This window comes from Alteromonas sp. W12 (assembly GCF_001924945.1).
GTDB lineage: Bacteria > Pseudomonadota > Gammaproteobacteria > Enterobacterales > Alteromonadaceae > Alteromonas > Alteromonas macleodii.
The window spans coordinates 1,328,862-1,348,709 of sequence record NZ_LQXH01000001.1; the positions used below are offsets into that span (position 1 = coordinate 1,328,862).

17 protein-coding genes are annotated in these 19,848 nt (G+C 45.4%); 11 read left to right on the forward strand and 6 right to left on the reverse strand.

Annotated features, from left to right (window positions below; all coding sequences use genetic code 11):
- The first annotated feature begins 29 nt into the window (after positions 1-29).
- The 7 genes from fabF to AWH61_RS05645 all read left to right on the forward strand — a co-directional run bounded on the left by fabF (position 30) and on the right by AWH61_RS05645 (position 6,523).
- Positions 30-1,268 carry a beta-ketoacyl-ACP synthase II gene (gene fabF / locus AWH61_RS05615; RefSeq protein WP_014949215.1) on the forward strand — a complete coding sequence of 413 codons (1,239 nt, stop codon included), beginning with the start codon at positions 30-32 and terminating at the stop codon, positions 1,266-1,268.
- Positions 1,269-1,501: 233 nt separating this feature from the next.
- Positions 1,502-2,353, forward strand: a complete 852-nt coding sequence (gene pabC / locus AWH61_RS05620; protein ID WP_014949216.1) for an aminodeoxychorismate lyase — start codon at positions 1,502-1,504, stop codon at positions 2,351-2,353.
- A 113-nt stretch (positions 2,354-2,466) separates the two neighbouring features.
- Positions 2,467-3,486, forward strand: a complete 1,020-nt coding sequence (gene mltG, locus AWH61_RS05625) for an endolytic transglycosylase MltG (RefSeq protein ID WP_075176429.1) — start codon at positions 2,467-2,469, stop codon at positions 3,484-3,486.
- Between the two features lie 59 nt (positions 3,487-3,545).
- Positions 3,546-4,196, forward strand: coding sequence for a dTMP kinase (tmk, locus tag AWH61_RS05630; protein WP_075176430.1), 651 nt, complete (start codon positions 3,546-3,548; stop codon positions 4,194-4,196).
- The gene (gene holB, locus AWH61_RS05635) at positions 4,196-5,083 is read left to right on the forward strand and encodes a DNA polymerase III subunit delta' (RefSeq protein WP_014979119.1); all 888 of its coding nucleotides are present in this window, start codon (positions 4,196-4,198) and stop codon (positions 5,081-5,083) included. The genes tmk and holB overlap by 1 nt, the downstream gene beginning before the upstream one ends.
- A 63-nt stretch (positions 5,084-5,146) precedes the next feature.
- Positions 5,147-5,929 (forward strand): TatD family hydrolase, encoded by a 783-nt coding sequence (locus tag AWH61_RS05640; RefSeq protein ID WP_014979120.1) that lies wholly within the window; start codon positions 5,147-5,149, stop codon positions 5,927-5,929.
- A gap of 36 nt (positions 5,930-5,965) precedes the next feature.
- The gene (locus AWH61_RS05645) at positions 5,966-6,523 is read left to right on the forward strand and encodes a pyridoxamine 5'-phosphate oxidase family protein (protein WP_075176431.1); all 558 of its coding nucleotides are present in this window, start codon (positions 5,966-5,968) and stop codon (positions 6,521-6,523) included.
- 185 nt (positions 6,524-6,708) lie between these two features.
- On the opposite strand, the gene AWH61_RS05650 is transcribed toward AWH61_RS05645, so the two are convergent.
- From AWH61_RS05650 to AWH61_RS05660, 3 genes are all read right to left on the reverse strand, one after another.
- The gene (locus AWH61_RS05650; protein ID WP_075176432.1) at positions 6,709-7,341 is read right to left on the reverse strand and encodes an SDR family oxidoreductase; all 633 of its coding nucleotides are present in this window, start codon (positions 7,339-7,341) and stop codon (positions 6,709-6,711) included.
- A gap of 195 nt (positions 7,342-7,536) precedes the next feature.
- Entirely contained in the window at positions 7,537-10,488 is a 2,952-nt protein-coding gene (locus tag AWH61_RS05655) for a ligand-binding sensor domain-containing diguanylate cyclase (protein ID WP_249922605.1), read from the reverse strand.
- A 162-nt stretch (positions 10,489-10,650) separates the two neighbouring features.
- A complete protein-coding gene (locus AWH61_RS05660; RefSeq protein WP_075176434.1) occupies positions 10,651-12,471 on the reverse strand; it encodes a M2 family metallopeptidase in 1,821 nt (606 codons plus the stop codon).
- 225 nt (positions 12,472-12,696) lie between these two features.
- On the opposite strand from AWH61_RS05660, the gene AWH61_RS05665 reads away from it, so the two are divergent.
- Positions 12,697-13,077 (forward strand): gamma-glutamylcyclotransferase family protein, encoded by a 381-nt coding sequence (locus tag AWH61_RS05665; protein WP_075176435.1) that lies wholly within the window; start codon positions 12,697-12,699, stop codon positions 13,075-13,077.
- 11 nt (positions 13,078-13,088) lie between these two features.
- On the forward strand, positions 13,089-13,454 hold the full coding sequence (locus AWH61_RS05670; protein WP_075176436.1) for a DUF4870 domain-containing protein: 366 nt from the start codon (positions 13,089-13,091) through the stop codon (positions 13,452-13,454).
- A 455-nt stretch (positions 13,455-13,909) separates the two neighbouring features.
- On the opposite strand, the gene AWH61_RS05675 is transcribed toward AWH61_RS05670, so the two are convergent.
- The 3 genes from AWH61_RS05675 to AWH61_RS05685 form a co-directional block, all read right to left on the reverse strand.
- Positions 13,910-14,185 (reverse strand): hypothetical protein, encoded by a 276-nt coding sequence (locus tag AWH61_RS05675; protein ID WP_014976331.1) that lies wholly within the window; start codon positions 14,183-14,185, stop codon positions 13,910-13,912.
- A 219-nt stretch (positions 14,186-14,404) separates the two neighbouring features.
- Positions 14,405-15,169, reverse strand: a complete 765-nt coding sequence (locus AWH61_RS05680; RefSeq protein ID WP_075176437.1) for an SDR family NAD(P)-dependent oxidoreductase — start codon at positions 15,167-15,169, stop codon at positions 14,405-14,407.
- Between the two features lie 44 nt (positions 15,170-15,213).
- Entirely contained in the window at positions 15,214-16,128 is a 915-nt protein-coding gene (locus AWH61_RS05685) for a haloalkane dehalogenase (protein WP_075176438.1), read from the reverse strand.
- Positions 16,129-16,373: 245 nt separating this feature from the next.
- On the opposite strand from AWH61_RS05685, the gene AWH61_RS05690 reads away from it, so the two are divergent.
- Both AWH61_RS05690 and AWH61_RS05695 read left to right on the forward strand, forming a co-directional pair.
- The gene (locus AWH61_RS05690; protein ID WP_075176439.1) at positions 16,374-18,497 is read left to right on the forward strand and encodes a 3-hydroxyacyl-CoA dehydrogenase NAD-binding domain-containing protein; all 2,124 of its coding nucleotides are present in this window, start codon (positions 16,374-16,376) and stop codon (positions 18,495-18,497) included.
- Positions 18,498-18,657: 160 nt separating this feature from the next.
- Entirely contained in the window at positions 18,658-19,839 is a 1,182-nt protein-coding gene (locus AWH61_RS05695) for an acetyl-CoA C-acyltransferase (RefSeq protein WP_014949231.1), read from the forward strand.
- Positions 19,840-19,848 lie beyond the last annotated feature (9 nt).

The following is a 19,848-nucleotide window of genomic DNA, read 5'->3' on the forward strand; positions in this document are numbered from 1 at the left end:
CTACCTTAGTTCCAAAGCGAGGGCTTTTTGTGACAAAACGTCGCGTAGTGGTTACTGGTCTTGGAATGCTTTCACCATTAGGTCTTAATAGCGAAGACACATGGCGCAAATTGCTCGCGGGCGAAAGCGGCATCGGTGAAATCACCCATTTCGATTGTAGTAACTATTCAACCCGTTTCGCAGGTCAAATTAATGATTTTGATCCGCAGGAATACATTGAAAAGAAAGAAACCAAGAAAATGGACCGCTTTATCCAGCTGGGTATAGCAGCAGGCAAGCAAGCCTTGGTCGATTCTGGTTTAACTATTTCACAAGATAATGCGCATCGTGTAGGTGTAGCTATTGGTTCAGGTATTGGTGGTTTAGAACAAATTGAACAAAACCATTTGAAACTGACAAATAGCGGTCCTAAGCGCGTATCGCCATTTTTTGTACCTTCAACCATTACCAACATGATCTCAGGCTTTTTGTCTATCATGGAAGGGTTGAAAGGACCGAATTTAAACGTTGTGACTGCTTGTACAACAGGCGTTCATAACATTGGTATTGCCGCAAGAACAATTGCTTATGGCGACGCTGATGCCATGTTGGCCGGAGGCGCAGAAGCGTCTATTACTCCGCTAGGCATGGCTGGTTTTGCCGCAGCACGTGCGTTGTCATCTCGCAACGACAACCCACAAGCAGCAAGCCGCCCATGGGATAAAGACCGCGATGGTTTTGTCATGGGTGAGGGCGCTGGCGTGGTAATGCTAGAAGAATACGAAGCAGCCAAAGCGCGTGGCGCGACCATTTATGCAGAACTGGTTGGTTTTGGCATGAGCGGCGACGCATACCACATGACTTCTCCACCTGAAGATGGAGAAGGTGCGGCAGCGTCTATGCAAAACGCGATAAATGATGCGAAGTTGGATGCAAGCGAAATCGGCTATGTTAACGCACATGGTACGTCTACGCCTGCAGGTGACATTGCGGAAGTGGCAGCAGTAAAACGCGTGTTCAATGACCATGCTCACAAGCTACTTGTTAGCTCTACCAAGTCAATGACAGGCCATTTGCTAGGGGCCGCCGGTTCAGTTGAGGCAATTTTCACTATTTTGGCACTGCGTGACAAAATGGCGCCGCCAACCATTAACTTGGATGAACCAGGTGAAGGCTGCGACTTAGACTTTGTTGCACACAAAGCGAAAGCATTCAATGAAGACTACGCACTGTGTAACTCATTCGGGTTTGGCGGTACGAACGGATCATTGATTTTCAAGCGTATCTAATACGGCGTAACTAATATAGCGTAATTATCGCTGTTTAAGTGTAATTCACGTATATTTAAAAGGCAGCTTCGGCTGCCTTTTGTTGTTTATACAGTTAAATCTCACAGTAAATATCATAAAACTCAGGTCTCTTTGAGCACAGCTACAGCCAAATCAATTCAGCTAGACGTTGTCTGACCAACGCAAGTTGGTATACTTCCAACAACCACAATAACGGCGAACAAGAGTAGGCAGTGAGAATTATTCCTAGCGCTACGCCTATTTCATCAAGTGACAGGGCGTTTAATTATGGCGACGGTGTGTTTACCACATTGTTGGTAAGTGAACATCAAGTAGAATTATTGCCTTATCATATTTCACGTTTAGAGCACGATGCGGCAGCCATCAAGCTCAACATTGATATCCGCGCGCTTGAAGCCGCAATTGCTGAACAGGTCAAGACGATAAAGAGCGGTTCAGGTGATAACGCTTCTCCAAAATATGTGCTAAAAGTTCACGTGTCGGGAGGTCAAGCCGGAAGGGGGTATGCGCGAAGCGAAGACAGTGAAGCATTAGTCAGATTTAGCCAGCACCCTTACCCTGTCCATTACGATAGTCTTGCGAATGAAGGTGCAACGGTAATATGCGCTCAAACGCGGTTAGCCATTCAACCATTGCTTGCGGGTGTAAAGCATATGAACAGGCTAGAACAAGTCTTAATTAAGCACGAAGTAGACGACGCTGGCGTACACGATGCTATTGTTTGCGATACCCAAGATAACATTATTGAAGCGAGTGCTGGCAATGTATTTTTCTACCTCAATGAACAATGGTATACCCCGTCTTTGAAGGGAAGCGGTGTCAATGGCGTAGTCAGGCAGTGTCTTATTGATTCGCTGTTAAACGACAATTGTTCGCTTCACGTGGGGGAATATGACCTTTCTTATTTGCGAAAAGCGAGTGCAGTGGTAATTACCAATGCACTAATGGGCGTAATGCCGGTACAGAAAATACAAATGCCGGATTTCTCTTATGTCGATTTTGATGTAAGAAGCGATGCGATTGTAGCGCTAAAGACACGGCTTCAGACTGCGCTTCAAAATTAACTAAAACGCACTTCTCACAACGGGGTTCGTCAACGTTTTACGAGCTTCACCAGATTAGTAGTAAAAAGAAATAAAATGGAATGTAAAGCAATGAAGAAAGGGGAAGTTCAAGCATGAAGCGGGTAATTGTTATTCTATTATCTCTTTTCATGCTTGCCGTTGTTGGGGCAGCCTCTGGCGTAATGTATGTCTCGAGCAAGGTTACCGATGAACTAGCATTAAAAAGTGAAACCTTATTTACGATAGAGAGCGGCAGTAACGCTTATCGTACCGTGAAACACTTGCGTAAAATAGGCATGACCGATGTGTCGCCCTTTGTTGCTAAGGTGTGGCTCAAATTCTTTGCAGGCAGTACGTCTGTTAAGTCTGGCACCTACATGCTGCGCCCAGGGCAGTCACTAGTAGATGTGTTTACCTTGTTTACTGAGGGCGATGAGCATCTCTTCGCAGTGAGTCTAGTTGAAGGGCTAACTCTTGCACAGTGGCTTGAGGCGCTTAAACAAAACACAGATTTGGTGTTTGATTTAAATGAAGGGAAATTAAACCAGCTCACTCAGGATAATGGTGTAGATTGGTGTTGCGAAAACGTTGCGCAGACAGAGGGCGTATATTTGGCTGATACGTATTTCTTTACCAAAGGCACAACCGCAAGCGAGGTATTAAAAAGAGCACACCGCGCGCTAATTGACTTTGTCTCTAGCGAATGGGAGTTACGGGATGCCGAACTGCCGTTAGCCACACCTTACGAGGCTCTTATCTTAGCGAGTATCATTGAAAAAGAAACGGCTGTGCCTGCGGAACGTGACATGATTTCAGGCGTTTTCGTCAATAGGCTAAACAGAAATATGCGTCTTCAAACTGATCCCACCGTGATTTATGGTATCGGTCCTACGTTTGACGGAAACATTACCCGTAAGCACTTGCGAACAGCAACGCCTTACAATACCTATGTTATTAAAGGGCTCCCACCTACGCCTATCGCGATGGCAGGCAAGGCCGCCATTCACGCTGCGTTGCACCCACTGACAACGGATGCACTCTATTTTGTGGCGAAGGGCGATGGCAGCCATCAATTTTCTACGACACTAGCTGAACACAATGCAGCTGTGCGAAAATACCAGTTAAAACGATAGCCGTATTGATGCAGACAACCGATACGTTATAGCTAAATAAAAACAGAGTTTAAAAAGTAATGCGCGGAAAGTTTATTGTAGTTGAAGGCCTTGAAGGGGCAGGAAAAAGCTCAGTGATTGGGCTGATTGTTCAAGCATTAAAAGGTGCAGGAAAGCGCGTTGAGCAAACTCGTGAGCCAGGCGGCACACCGATGGCAGAAGCCATTCGAGAATGTGTAAAACACGACTGGGATGAGACCGTGAGTGAGGAGACTGAACTACTTCTTATGTATGCGGCGCGTGTGCAATTACTTACCAATAAAATCTTACCATCACTTGATGCTGGTGCGTGGGTGGTAGGTGACAGACACGACCTGTCATCTCAAGCCTATCAAGGCGGTGGTCGGGGCGTCAGTGGAAAAACAATGTCGGCCATCAGCGATATCGCCCTTAAAGGGTTTAAGCCAGATTTAACTTTATATCTGGATGTCGAGCCTGCGGTTGGACTAGAGCGCGCCCGTGGGCGAGGGGAGCTTGACCGCATTGAGCAAGCGGGGCTCGCCTTTTTCGAACGAACTCGTGCAAAATACTTGTCTCTTGCTAAGCAAGATGAATCTATCGTCGTGGTCAGTGCAATGCAGCCTATGGAAAAGGTTCATCAAGACGTGATTGCGATTATCAATGACTATGTGACGAACACAAGTAGCAAAAGCCAGCAGGGGAAAGGTTAATGCAAGTAATGCCTTGGTTTGCTACAACGTTCTCGACGTTACTGTCGCGATATATGGCAAAGAAACTACACCATGGTTTATTGCTGACAGGGCCAAAGGGAATTGGAAAATACCAACTCGCGTTAGGGTTAAGCAATGCGCTATTGTGTAAGCAGCCAAGCATAAATGGGCCATGTGAACAGTGTCAAAGTTGCCATTTGAGGCAAGCTGGAAACCACCCAGACTTTCATGTTTTAGAAAGTGAAAAGCAGTTAGGTGTGGATAAAATTCGCGAGGGCATTGGTAAGCTATCAGGTACTGCGCAAATGGGGGGCAATAAAGTGTTGTTGATTCCCCGTGCCGATACCATGACGGAAGCGGCAGCTAATGCACTGTTGAAAACCTTAGAAGAACCCACAAATAATACCTTCTTGCTGCTGATCACTGACAGTATCAATAAAATTATGCCGACCATATTAAGTCGATGTGAACGGCAGATACTCTCACTCCCGTCAGTGTCAGACAGTTTGAACTACTTAAACGCTAAGGGCGTAGAAGATGCAAGCGAAGCGTTACTGGCAGCTTATGGCTATGCCCCTCTTCGCGTAGAAGAGGCCCTCAGTGGTGAAGAAGACATTAGCTATCGCAATTTTAGCGATGGTATGCAAGCGCTCTTAGCAGGCGATGCAAATTTGCAAGTACAAACGCTTGCGAATAAGTGGCAGGACAATGCACCTCAAATCGCATTGTGGTGTCAACAGATGGCCCATGACGAATACATAAAACGTCAACAGGCTGTTGATTTTAAACGCTATGAAGCATGTGTTGATGCGGTAAGAACGCTGCAGCACGCAGGTGTTAACAAATCAATGGTACTTTTTGGGTTACTAAAGCAATTTCAACGTTAATAGGCAAACGCTGGCTTGTCGAAGCCCTTTTGTCTAACAGCAATTTTTTAAAACAGGTGTAGTTTGTTCGTAGATTCTCATTGTCACTTAGACCGACTTAAGCAAGGGCCAGAAGAGCTGGCTGAAACCTTAAATTTCGCAAGAACCCGAGGTGTTGAACACTTCCTTTGTGTGTGCGTATCTGTTGGTGATTACGACAGCATGTTAGCAGCTGTAAGTCAGTTTGAAGATGTATCAGTATCTTGTGGTGTGCACCCACTACATCAAGATGAAGCGTGTAGCTATGAAGAACTGCTAGAGAAGGCGCAGCGTGAAGAAGTGGTAGCCATTGGCGAAACTGGGCTGGACTATTTTTATAGTCCGGAAAGTAAAGAAGTCCAGCTAACGTCTTTCGTCGACCACATCAAAGTAGCTAACGAAACTAAAAAGCCGTTAATAATTCATACGCGGGATGCAAGGGAAGACACTATTAACCTACTCCGCCAACACAAAGCTGCGCACACTAAAGGTGTTTTGCATTGCTTTACTGAGTCATTAGACATGGCGCTGGCAGCAATAGAGATGGACTTCTATATCTCTATTTCAGGCATCGTAACCTTTAATTCAGCAGATGAATTGCGTGAAGTGGTAAAAGCGATCCCTTTAGAGCGACTACTTATTGAAACTGACTCACCATGGCTTGCGCCAGTTCCTCATCGAGGTAAACAAAACCAGCCAGGTTACGTGGTAGAAGTGGCAGAATTTATTGCTGAGCTTAAAGGCGTGACGGTAAAAGAATTAGCGGAAATTACCACACAAAACTTCTACACGCTGTTTTCTTTAGCTGCGAAGAAGAAAGCCGCGTAGCGGTAAGTATAGGCGATTTTACTCTCGGAGGTGGTTATGCCCCAGTGGCGACAAGGGTTGACAAAGAGTCTTCACCAAACTCGCAGTATGCCAGAAAGTCGTTACTTTCAGTTAGCTACTGTAGACGGTAGTGGTGTACCGTACTGCCGTACCGTGGTTTTTAGAGGGATCACCGACGACAACCAACTGGTGGTTATTTCTGACACCCGCTCAGATAAATATGACCAGCTTGGCCAGAATCCTCACTCGCAGGTTTGTTGGTATTTTTCTAAAACCAGGGAGCAATATCGCTTCTCTTGTACTGCAACAATAAAAACGTTACATCAAGATGCTGACTTAGTTACTCAGCACTGGAATAAATTGTCAGATGCAGGCAAAAAGCAGTTTTTGTGGGGCGAGCCCGGCACGCCAAGAAACGATGGTTCGGCACTACAGGTTGAAGGGGATTTTGGTGTAGTTCCACCTCACTTTTGCGTGATCATGCTGGCTATTGATAGCGTAGATTACCTGAATTTGAGAGGTAACCCTCAAAGTCGAGAGTGGCATCAAAAAGACGGAAATGGCAACTGGGTTAGCCAGTCATTGATACCGTAGGTAACCACCTCTAGTCTCTAAGTAGGCACACATTAAGTGCGTGATACTGCCTATTCTGGGCACCACCTAAGTCAGCGGCATACAAACCGGCGACCTAAGCAAAAAGTAAGCCCTCTCTAGCTTGAATAGACGCGATAACGCATTGGCAAATGAGAGGGCGCCGATCACCTAGAAAAGTCGCTCACCTAGAAAATATGGGAAATTGGTGTATCACCTTTAAATAAATAGGTGATCAAGTCAGCATTACTTTCTCTTGCAACGCTTTCGACAATAGCTGTCGCTACATCTTCTCTTGGTATTACAGCATCGTCCCTATTGCTTGGCATATCGGTTCGTACTAAATGCGTGCCCGGTTCATTTAATAAAGTGCCAGGTCGAAGTATTACGTGATGTAAGCCGCTATTAATTAAATGCTCGTCGGCCATGTGTTTGGCAACCAAATATGGTTTTATTGCTGACTCCACGGCGTCAGGATCGTCTGCACCAATAGAACTAACCATAACAAATTTGGGTGTCCCCGCCGCTTTTGCATAGTTAACCGCGTTGCGGGCCGCCCAAAGATCAATCATAAGTGTTTTATCTGCGCCGGTGCTACCGCCTGAACCTGCTGTGAAAACCGCAACGTCCACACCTTCAAAGTGTGCTGAAAAATCTTTTTCTAAATCCTGCTCAACCACTGTGAGGTTGGCACTTTGGATATCTGACAGTTTGTCTGGGCTTCTTACTGGCGCTACGACTTTGTGACCAGCATCCAACAATTTCACTGTTGCTTGCTTACCAATTTGGCCTGATGCGCCGATTACTAATACATTTGCCATGTTTTCATCCTCCTTGTGGGTGATTTCGCTCATCTTAAGCTACTTAAGAATTCACAATACATAGGCGGGTAAAAAGGAAAGCGATCAATTACTGCGATAAAATGCATGACAAAACGTTTGCCTGCATGCATTGCCGTTTAAACGGCAATGCAATGGGGGGAAGAGAAACTAATGGGTACGATGATCAGCCAGCGGCTATTTTATCACCGCATTTCGGCCTGATTCTTTGCCGACATATAGCTTTTTATCGATAGCGTGGATGCAAGCCTCGACGCTATCGTAATCTCGTATATCCGCTACACCACAGGTTATGGTAGCCGATACCGAGTAGGGGGGAGCATCGATTTCGTAATCCGCGACAGTTTTACGTAGCTTTTCTGCCACCCAAAACGCTTCTTGTACCTTTAATGAAGGCAGCAATATAAGAAACTCCTCACCGCCCCATCGCGCAATAACGTCACTTTCTCTTAAACTATCTTCCAGGATCCTAGCTATTTTGACCAGTACTGTGTCACCCACATGATGACCGTATTCATCGTTAATACGCTTGAAGAAATCAATATCAACAATTAGCAAGGAGAAAGTATGATTATGGCGTTTATAATTTTGCCATGCTGCCTTGGCTCTTTGTGTAAAGTAGCGACGATTTTTGAGACCCGTCAATGCGTCCTGAGTTGAAAGCTGCGTCAACTTTTCTACGACCGCTTCTAAGTCTCGGGTTTTTTCCTCAACTTTTAGTGCAAGTTCAGCAGAGCGCTTTTTCAACGATGCTATCCTCAGCCACACCATCGATGAAATCAACAGCATGCCTAGCAGGGTAATCGCCACACGCCATATAGGCTTATCCCACCATGGTGGAACTACAACTATTTCAAGTTGCGCTGCATTGGTGCTCCATTCATTCTCTTGATTTATAGCTTTAACAGTGAAGCGGTAGCGTCCTGGGTCCAAGTTGGTGTAGGTGGCCGTTCTTGTCTTGTAGTCAGTAAAGCGCCAGCTGTTCTCAAAGTCTGCGAGTTTATAGGCATACCTAAGTTCATTTGCATTCATATAATCAGTGGCGGCAAATTCAATCGTGAGCGCAATATCGTTATGTTTAAGTTCGATTACCTCGTCTAGGCGCTGTCTTTGCTGATAGGTTGTTCCGTTTTGCTCGTTCCTACTCACCGTTTCAACGTTTGTGAGGTGCACTCCAGGTGACCACTTTACATTTGCCACTTGTGAAGGAGTAAATTGTGTTACGCCTTCCGCTCCACCAAACATTATTGTGTTATTTTCAGTTACGGTGACAGAGCCAATATAGTAACCCGTAGACAGTGCGCCGTTTTCTGCACCGAAATAAGAAAGGGTAGACAAGTCAGGTGCTAAATACGCAATCCCTTCAATTGTAGAGATCCAAAGCCCATATTCATCATCTTCAACAATTGCCCCAATGGATACATTGCTCAATCGACTTTCAGGCTTAATTTGTGTCACTTTAATCGTTGACAAATCACTGCCTTCTTTAGACATAAAGAAGAGTCCAGCTGCTTGCGTTCCAATCCAATAACCACCGCGTTTTGACTGAGAAATCCACGTCACTACAGTTTGATCTGATATCTTGTCCGTAAACTCACTGACGCTGGTCAAGTCTCCAGTCAGTTTATTCGCAACAAATAAACCGGATACCGTACTTAACCATGCGTTTTCATTGTCGTCCAAAACAATTCTCGTTGTCAGCGACAATGGCCATTGCTTTATTACCCTATCTTCTGACGGGCGATATACAAACAGCCCATCGCTGTAGCCGCCATACCAAATGTCTCCGTCATCATCGATATTAATGCTGTAACCCGACTTACCATTCAGCGCAACAAATTCTAGGTTTCTGGTCTGAGGGTTTAGTTTGGCGAGGCCTGTGCGTGTGGTTACCCATAATGCATCGCTCTTTGTATGATAAAACACGCTCAACAGCTTATCGTTAGTGTCTTCGCTACTTGCAAATGCACCATTGGAAGTAAATGGACCTTCTTGAGTTTTACTTATCGTGTCGTAAAGCCAAAGGCCCTTTTCGTTCGCTACCCATACTTGGTTATCTTTGTAATTCGATAAAGAGGAGATGATTCGTCCTTCGCCTATTTCCTGAGAGTAGAAGTTGCTAAGCAGAGGGTTACTGATCGCAAACCCATCGTCTCTGGTGCCAACGACAACCAGCCCAGCTTTCGTTTGATAAAGGCTTGAAATTCTCTCTTTGGCCGCATCTTTCTCGTTAATCGGTGCACGCAGCACAGAGTTGGGGTTATGTGACGTTAAAATATTCAGCCCACGCTGAGTAGAAACCCATATATCACCGTTGTCCTTTAATAAGATGTCTGTAACGTAGTTATCAGATAATCCGTGAGTTTCAGAGGTACAGCTTTTGTCGATGGTAGTGCTTTGTTCGTCGGGATTGAACAAACATGCGCCGTGGGTAGCGGTGCCCAACCAGAATCGAGATTTCTCTGCTGCCACCAGTCGAGTAAAGTTCATGTTTTCAAAAGCCACTAACTCAAGAGACTTCTTAAACGGATCAAGTTTATAAAGGCCCGAGGTGGAAGTGACATAAAGGGTGTTGCCGATAAGTTCTATGTCTGTCAGCGTACTCGTGGTACTGGGAAGGTAGCTGACCAGTTCTACACTGTCTGATTCTGGAGAGTATGTGTAAAGGTTTCGCTCAGAGACTATCCAAAGCTGGCCATTGTGGGTGGTCTTGATCCTATTAATTACCTGTTTATTGAAAGGCTCTGACGCCGGTAACGTGTAGTGCTTGAACGACTCAGTATCAACATCTATACGGCTCAGCCCGCTGTATGTCCCCACCCACAGGTATTGACCGTCTAAGCTTGCCTCTATCTGAAGGGCGAACAGGGTCTGGAGGCCTGTTGACTTGTCTTCACCCCACAAGCCGAAGTTTCGAAATGTATAGCCGTCAAATTTATCGACACCAGACTGCGATGCCAACCACAGAAAACCATACTTATCTTCCGCAATATCTGAAATGGATACGTGGGCGATACCACTATCCATATTGTAGGAGTGAAACGCTGGGGCAATAGGTTTCGCGCGTGCAGGTAGGCTGCAAGTTGCAGTAAAAACTATGAAAAGCGAAAGTACCAACAGGGTGCGCATAATATGATCAAAAATTACATAAAATTTATACACTAACGTTACGCTAATCTACCGCTCTTACAATGGTACAAAAGTTTAAATTCAATAAAAAAAGCCTCGAAATTCGAGGCTTTTTGGACTGCATTAATTATGTTAGCCAGTGGCTAATCATAACGGATATAGTTACCAGCCACACTGGCGTGTAGCATTTTGCTCATCTAACCACGTTTTTAGTGGCGCAAAGTAGTCAGCGATAGTACTGGCATCCATTTGCGGTGAGCCTGTCAGTGTTTCTAACGCATTTTGCCAAGGTTGGCTCATACCCATCTCTAGCATTTCGTTAAGTGCTTTACCGGCTTCTTCACTGCCGTAGATAGAACAACGGTTAAGCGGGCCCTCATCACCTGCAATGTCACACAGTGCTTTATGGAACTGGAATTGAAGGATATGCGCTAGGAAATAGCGTGTATAAGGTACGTTCGCAGGCACGTGATATTTTGCACCCGGATCAAACGCGTCGGCGCTGCGCTCAACAGGCGCCATCACACCCTGATACTTTTCTCTCAATTCCCACCATAGTTGATTGTATTGTTCAGGTGTTACTTCACCTGACATCACTTTCCAGCGCCATTGGTCAACCATCAGACCAAAGGGAATGAAGGCAATCTTGTCTAACGCAACTTGCATTAACATACCGATATCGTTTGATGCGTCTGGGATCTCATCAATTAACTCGATTTGCTTAAGGTACTTAGGTGTTATTGATAAAGCGATGGTGTCGCCAATAGCCTCGTGGAAGCCGTCGTTTGCCGAACCACGGTAAAGAAGTGGTTGGTCTTTATAAGCGCGTTGATAGTAGTTGTGACCTAATTCGTGGTGAATAACGTTAAATTCTTCGCCAGTCTTTTGAATACACATCTTTATACGAAGATCGTCTTTGTCATCTAAATCCCACGCAGAGGCATGACACTGAACGTCACGGCCTTCAGGCTTTTGAAACATAGAGCGTTCCCAAAAGGTATCTGGAAGTTCTTCAAAGCCAAGTGATGAGAAAAATGACTCTGCTTGTTTAACCATGGCGATTTCGTCATACCCCTGTTCAGCTAATGCGCCTGTAACATCAGGAACTTTCATTTCTTGCTGAGGTTTAACGATATCGTAAATATTCCCCCACGACTGTGCCCACATGTTACCTAATAAATGGGCTGGGATTGGTTTGTCTTGAGGTACTACGTCTTCGCCATAGTGTTCACCTAGCTTAGCGCGCACATGGCAATGTAGTGACTTGTAGAAAGGCTCTACTTGCGTCCATAAGCGATCCAACTCCTTGGGAAATTCATCTGCTGGCATATCGTACTTTCCACGCCACAAGGCGCTGACGTTTTCAAAACCTAGCTCTGCAGCGCCTTCATTGGCAAGCGATACTTGTTCTGCATAGAGTCCTGCCATTGGTTTAGATACTTCACGCCAGCCTGTCCAATATTCTAGTAGCTTGTCAGCATCGCGTAGGGTGGCCATTTCAGAGCTCATTTCAACCAAGCTTTTGCACGTACCATCTTCGCTGCAATACTCACCAGAGCCGTACATGGCACTTAGGTCAGAACCAATTTTTGCAAGCCGCTCTGCTTTTTCGGCATCTGCCGGCGGCGGCATTGTTAAACTGTTTTTAAGTAGATCAAGCTGTCTGCGGGTGTCGGCATCTACGTCTACATCGTTAAATTTCGCCGCTTCTTTAGCTAACTTTGCAACCTTGGTAGAAAGCACTTCATTAAAGTAAGCACTGACTGCTGCTGTATCGAAATTGATATTCGTGGCGTAGCTCCACTCGGCGTGCGCGGCAGGAACTTGCATTTTTGCAATATCATTTTGCGCCTGTGTTAAAAACTGCTTGGCGTCTTGTGCAGTGAGTTGTGGTTTAGTTTCTGTCTGTGTTGTACTTTCGCCACACCCCATAAGCGAAACGCTTACCAATGCTGCTATCAGAGTACGTTTGTGATTGAGCATACTTTGTCCTTTAATTATTGTGTTTTTTACGTGAATCGACGTTCACATAGACATGCTCTAGCATTGTGTAACGCTGTGTTGCTTTTGTAAAACAAATTCGATATTACTCTCACAAAAGCACTGGCTTTTTTAGGCAATTTATAACTAGAAATGCGAACGGTTGGGGCCTGTTTTTAAATTTGCCTCAACACCTGACGAAAAGTTTTTTAATAATGGGTCAAAGTAATGCAAAACAATGACAATGTAACGTCTGCTACACCTGATTTAGAAAGGTTGTTTATCTACGGAAGCCTTGCTCCTAATTGCCCAAATCACCATATCGTCGCTCATATTGATGGCCAGTGGCAGTCTGGTACGGTAGAAGGGCACTTAGTTCAACAAGGGTGGGGAGCAGTTATGGGGTTTCCAGGAATTGTTATTTCTGATCTAACTAAAGTAAAAGAAGAGGTGAAGGGCATGATGCTAACGTCTACTCAACTTGCCGAAAACTGGGCCATGCTGGATGAGTTTGAAGGTGACCAATATGAGCGGGTCATTGTTTCTGTTAAGCTTGATGCCGATCACACTGAAAACGCCTATATTTATCAAATCAAACCAACGCAATAAAAAGGACCATTATGTCAACGGAAGAACCACTCTACTGGGGCTTGAACGCTCGAAGCTACTGTACACTCATTCATGTTTCTCAGTTATCCAGTTTCATTATACCTGGCTTAGGTATCATATTGCCTATCGTGCTATGGATTGCTCACAAGGATCAAAACGAAGACATCAATCAGCACGGCAGGGTGACAGCGAATTGGTTAATAAGCTTGCTCATTTACTCTGTTATTTGTTTTGTCTTGACGCTGGTTATCATAGGAGCCCTAGGCTTCATCGCTCTTGGATTAATGAACATCGTCTTTGCTATCGTGGCAGCAGTCAAAGCGAACAAAGGGGAGTTGTGGGTGTATCCGCTAAGCTTTGAGTTTTTTAAACGTTAACCTAAAGAATCCTACGTCACGTCTAGCAAGAAAAACTGCGGCTTAAGATCGCTTTCGAAGGGCGTTTCCATGTTGAAACGCCTTCGTGCTTATCCCATTGCAGATACTGCAATTGCCAGCGTGAACAATAACGCGATGTGTTTTGGTTTTAAAAGCATGTTCACCTCTTACCTATGACTTCTTCTACCTGTGGTACTCTTGAAGATAGTTTTCAAATAGGTGTCGCGCTATTCACAATTAGTATAATTAACTCATGTGTCGCTAATGTCGTTACGAGGGCGTTACTTTTTCAAAAGCGCTATGTCGTCGGTTAGCACTTATCTATGCGGATTGGTATAAATATTTGATTCGTAGAATACTATTTCTGCGTGTGCGATAGAGTAAAAAAGAATAATAAACGCAAAGAATGGCGCTATATAAAGGATTAACCTGATAGACGAGTACTCGCCTAAAAATTACTTTGCGCTGAAGCGGTGACTTGGCAGTGCGCTATGAATAAGGTATTGGCTTTTGGATTGTTTGGTGGCTTGAAGCGAAACATCAGTACCGCGCTTCACTGTGCTTAGTGCTAGCGGTTTATTTTGACGTTGCTTCTTTAATAGTTGCGAAGAAGGCACTTCCTTCATATTTACAAGCGTAGATTGGGCTTCTTGCGCAATACTAACGTTAATCAACGAATAGGTTATACAAAGTGTAGTAGCTAAAAAAATGTTTTTACTTGGCTTTTTCATCACATTTTTCTCTTTTTGTTCAACTTAATCGCTAAATAAAATTATTGGGTTTTACTTGATAGGGGGTCGATTGCAGAGGCGGTTGCACTCGCCTCATTCATCGATTTTGTTTGTTCCTCTTCATTACACCTAAAGTAGAACGAAAGAGAAACATGATGAGTCATACAAAGGTATGTCAAAAAATACCTTTGCATGTATTTCGAAACTGCGAGATAAAAATTACCACGCTGTAACACCACCATCTACTGCTATGGTTTGCCCGTTCATGTAAGAGTTGCCAGGGGAAAGCATCAGCATCATGGTGTTAACGATTTCTTGCGGTTCGCCTAGTCGTTTCATAGGACTTCCCATGCCTAGTTGCTCACGCGCTTCAGGGGTGTTGTACCCGTCTACGTTCAAAATATTGGTAGGACTATAGAATGGGCAAATTGCATTAACGCGAACATTCTTTCGGCCGTATTCCACCGCGGCTGTGCGGGTTATCCCCGAAACCGCGTGTTTTGCTGCAGCATAAGCACCGCCTTTAGGGGCTCCACCTAGTCCTGCAAGTGAGCTTACATTTAAAACGTGCCCTTGCTTTTGTGCAAGCATAACGGGTATTTGGTACTTCATTCCAAACATAACGCCTTTTACATTCACAGCGAACTGCGAGTCCATGATTTCCTCTGTCATTTGATGAATTGGTGCAGGGTTATGCGCTATGCCTGCATTATTTACGGCTATATCCAGTTTGCCAAAGGTTTCAATGGCTGCTTCAACCAGCGCCTTATTTAGCGACTCGCTAGCAATATTACCCGCTAGCACCACGACATCAGTGAGTGCTTTTACATCCTTTTTCGTTTCCTCAAGGGCGGTTTCGTTAATGTCTGAAAGAACGAGTTTTGCTCCTCGGTTGGCAAGACCTAGCGATAACAAGCGGCCAAAGCCACTGCCTGCGCCGGTAATTAATACAACTTGCCCTGAAAAGTCGAGTAGAGCATCCATGGTAATCTCCTATTGGTAACTGTTTAATGTTTTTTGAAACGTGGCTATTTCAGCTGCGTTTGGTTTATAAATTGAATGAGTAATTTGGCTAGCATTTCCCCTTGGTCTTCCTGGATAAAGTGACCACCGTTTTCTACAAGGGTATGAGCCATGCCGCTGCTGCCCGGAATGAGCTTTTGAAATACCTTATCGCCACCTTTAGTGACAGGGTCGCTATCACCGAAAGCCGTAACAAAAGGTTTGTTATATTGCTTTAGCTTTTCCCATGCCTGTCTATTCGCCTGTGCCTCAGCATTGTCTGGGCTTGTAGGAACAAGAATAGGGAACATACGTGCACCTGCTTTAAAGCTTTCGTCTGGAAAAGGGGCGTCGTAAGCTGCAAGCGTCGCCTCATCTAGAACAGTGGTTGTGGCGTTTTGAATGATCGTAGATGTGGGAAATACGGCGACATCCTGTGAGAATCGGCGCCATTTGATGAAAGCATCACTTGGCGGGTGGTCGCCAGTGGGCAAACCGGTATTAGACACCATTACACCCGAAAAACGCTCAGGCATATCGGCGACAAGTCGCAGGCCTAGTAAACCTCCCCAGTCTTGACAAAATAGTGTAACGGGGCCTTTAGTAGCCTGTGAAAACCAGTCTTTTAGCCATATCACATGACGAGCGTAGGAGTAGTCCTCTTTTCTTACTGGTTTATCTGAGCGCCCAAAACCAATGAGATCCGGCGCGATGACATTGAATCCCGCATCAGCCAATATGGGCATCATCTTGCGGTACAAATAAGCCCACGTCGGTTCGCCGTGTATTAATAGCACGGTATGTCCATCTTTCTGTCCACATTGATAATGGGCCATTGTTATTTCACTGCTTACTGTGTCTGTTACTTCAGTGAAACAGGGGGAGTAGGGAAAGTCAGTGATCGTGTCGAAGGCGCTTTCCGGTGTTTTAAGCACTTGCATAGCCAATCATCCTTTTGTAAATAAAATGTAATTACAAGTGTTGCCCGATTAACAAAAACACCGGTTTTATTTTCTGTCAAATAAACCTTAGGCAAGGTAGGACAGGCTCTGCGCAGAGAAATGAATTCACAAAGGGGCTGGCGGTCAATATTAAATATTATGATAAATGTCTATAACACCAATAAACTTGGATGATTGACAACACTGCAATAACATCCAGTTAACGTGATAAACAGGACATGGTTATGACTGAGATGGAAAATAAAGCCGTAGAATATGCAGTACAACAGGGTGTTGCCACGCTGACAATGCAAAGTGCGCCCGTTAATGCGCTGTCACGCGCTATCAGAGTAGGGTTGATAGAAGGCATAAACAATGCACTAGATGACGACAGCGTAAGTGCCATTGTTATTACTTCTTCACTACCTATTTTTTCGGGTGGAGCTGACATCAGTGAATTCTCTGGTGGCGATTTGTCTCCCATGCTGCCTGAGGTACTAGACAAGATTGAAAATGCGTCTAAGCCGGTTGTTGCTGTTCTCCCTGGACCAGCATTCGGCGGTGGCTTAGAAGTGGCGTTAGCTTGCCATCATCGCATCACCTTTGCCGACAATAAGGTGGGTCTTCCAGAGGTAAATCTAGGCATATTACCGGGCGCAGGCGGTACTCAGCGCCTTCCTCGCTTAGCCGACGCACAAACATCGTTAGAAATGATCGTAACAGGCAAGCCTACGTCGGTGGTCAAACTTCCAGGTGTCTTCGACAAAATTTCTGATAAGCCTGAGCATTTACTTGAAGATACAAAAGCGTATTTACAAGCATTAACGCCAGATAAAGCGATTAAACGCACCAGTGATATCACGCTGTCCATGTCTGATGAAACGCAGGCGGTGTTTGACGCAGTAACTGCACAAACTAAAAAAGCGACTCGTGGTTTCTTTGCTCCATTAAAATGTATCGAAGCGGTACGCGGCGCATACACGCTTGCTTTTGAAGATGGCCTTAAAAATGAAGGCAAGCTTTTCATGGAGTGTATGAATACGCCACAGGCGCGTGCCCAGCAGCATTTCTTTTTTGCTGAACGCGCAGCAGGTCATGTGAGCGATTTCGACAAAAATACTCCTGAGCGCAATATTGATAAAGTTGCGATTATCGGCGCCGGAACAATGGGCGGTGGTATCGCTATGAACTTCGCCAATGCCGGCATTCCAGTCACAATGCTTGAGCTCAAAGAAGAAGCGCTAGAGAAGGGATTAGCGCTTATTAGAAAGAACTACGAAAACTCAGCGAAAAAAGGCAAGTTAACCCAAGAGCAGGTAGAGAGCCGCATGGCACTGCTTTCAGGTACTACGTCGTATGACGACTTAGCTGATGTTGATCTCGTCATCGAAGCCGTTTTCGAGAAGATGGAAGTAAAGAAAACCGTATTCTCGACGCTGGATAAAGTGTGTAAGCCAGGCGCCATTTTGGCTTCAAATACGTCAACACTGGATATAGACGAAATAGCGACAGCCACATCCCGTCCTGAAGATGTGATTGGTCTTCACTTCTTCTCGCCAGCGAATGTGATGAGACTGCTAGAAGTGGTTAAAGCAGAGAAGACATCTGCTGAGGTCATTAAAACCTGCATGAAGATGGCTAAACGCATCAAGAAAGTAGCGGTGTTGGTAGGCGTTTGCTTCGGGTTCGTGGGTAACCGCATGATTGAGCCTTACGGCCGTGAAGCTAACCGCTTGCTGCTTGAAGGAGCAACACCTGAGCAAGTTGATCGCGTTTTAACCGAGTTTGGTATGCCAATGGGGCCGTTCACTATGGGTGATATGGCTGGATTAGATATTGGCTACTATGTACGACAGTCTCGACAAGAGCACATTGCACACGACCCCGCTTACGGTGCGGTGGCAGATCGCTTGGTAGAAAAGGGGCGCAACGGGCTTAAAACCGGACGCGGAGCTTACAACTATGAACCTGGCAGTCGAGTTCCTATCCCAGATCCAGAAGTACTAGAAATTGCTAAGCAAGAAGCAGAGCGTTTAGGCGTGGTTCAGCGTTCAGACATTAGCGATGAGGAAATTCTGGTTCGCGTCATGTACTCATTGATTAACGAAGGTGCCGCTATCTTAGAAGAAGGCATTGCAGCTAAATCTAGCGATATCGATGTGATTTATGTTTACGGTTATGGCTTCCCTGTGTATCGCGGCGGCCCTATGCAATATGCCGACGAAGTAGGGCTAGGCACTATTTTAGATAAGCTGACTACCTATCGTGATCAATTGGGTGATTACGGAAAAATGTGGCTTGAACCAAGTGATTTGTTGGTGAAATTGGCCCAAAGCGGCGGCACGTTTAAAAGCTATAAAGCGAAGTAGACATAGCTCTTGTTAGCGAGAATTAATCGACGGTGAGAGCTAGCGATAGCTCTCGTTACCCGACATCCGAATTTGGTAAAGCTAGGTGATTTCGAGAAGAAGAAAATAGGCCTAGCTAAACTTTGGCTGAACTTTCAGCCCAACTGAAAGGAACATGAAAATGCGCGATGCAGTTATCGTAAGTACAGCACGTACGCCAATCGGGCGCGCTTATAAAGGTGCGCTGAACAATTTACCAGCCCCTTCATTAGGTGGCCATGCTATTCAAAACGCAGTAGCACGCGCAGGGATCGACCCTGCCAGTGTCGACGACGTGGTAATGGGCGCAGCGCTAACCCAAGGCAGTGGCGGCATGAATATTGGCCGCTTGGCTGGTTTAGCGGGTGGTTTACCAGTCACCGTAGCGGGTATGACACTCGACCGCCAATGCAGTTCTGGCATGTATGCCATTGCTACCGCAGCGAATTCAATTCGTACGGGCGATACCAACATTATGGTTGCGGGCGGCTTAGATTCTATCTCTTTAGTGCAAAACAAAAATATGAATATGTTTCGTGCAGTAGACCCTGCACTGGTTGCTAAGCACAAAGATATTTATATGCCAATGCTTCAAACTGCGGAAGTGGTGGGTAAGCGCTACAACATTAGCCGTGACGTACAAGACGAATACGGTTACCAAAGCCAAATGCGCACAGCAGCGGCTCAAGAAGCAGGTAAGTTTGATGATGAGATTGTACCTATCACAGCAACGCAAGCCTTATTTAATAAAGAAACAGGTGAAACCTCTGAGCGTGAAGTGACCTTGTCAAAAGACGAAGGAAATCGCCCAGAAACAACGCTAGAGGGGCTTAAAGCGCTTAACCCAGTGATAGAAGGTGGTTGTATTACCGCAGGTAATGCAAGCCAGCTTTCTGATGGAGCCAGCGCGACAGTGATTATGGATGAGCACTCAGCGGCAAAAGGCAATGCTCAACCTCTTGGTATTTATCGCGGTATTGCAGTGGCAGGCTGTGAGCCAGATGAAATGGGAATTGGCCCAGTGTTCGCCATTCCTAAGCTATTAAAGCAGCATGGATTAACCATGGACGATATCGGTCTATGGGAGCTTAATGAAGCGTTTGCAGTACAGGTACTGTATTGCCGCGATAAGTTAGGCATTCCAGACGAATTATTAAACGTAAACGGCGGTGCCATTTCTATTGGTCACCCATACGGCATGAGCGGTGCTCGCATGGTGGGTCATGCACTCATCGAAGGTAAACGACGCGGTGCGAAATATGTTGTTTGCACCATGTGTATCGGTGGCGGCATGGGCGCTGCTGGTCTATTTGAAGTAATATAGGTATTGGGT